Source organism: Psychrobacter proteolyticus (assembly GCF_038155145.1).
Classification (GTDB): domain Bacteria; phylum Pseudomonadota; class Gammaproteobacteria; order Pseudomonadales; family Moraxellaceae; genus Psychrobacter; species Psychrobacter proteolyticus_B.
The window spans coordinates 1-228 of the sequence record NZ_JBAKAY010000088.1; the positions used below are offsets into that span (position 1 = coordinate 1).

1 protein-coding gene is annotated in these 228 nt (G+C 42.1%); it reads right to left on the reverse strand.

From position 1 onward, the window contains the following. Positions 1–228: hypothetical protein (locus tag V6252_RS13090; protein WP_341610737.1), on the reverse strand; the 228-nt coding region annotated here is incomplete at both ends.

Consider the following 228-nt stretch of genomic DNA (forward strand, 5'->3'; position numbering starts at 1 on the left):
CCTGTTGCCAATCAAACAAATACAGTAGCCCGTGTTTCGAAACTTTATTAGTTGATGTGTTCTCTGGATTTTGACTGAGATAACGATGATTGAACCATAACACAATTAATATGAGTACTGCTGGAAACAAGAAAGCCATTACGCCACCAGAGTCTTGTAGGACATAATGCGCCGCGCCAGCAATAAGTAAGATACCCGTACCTACACAGCTTGCAGCAGTATAACGTG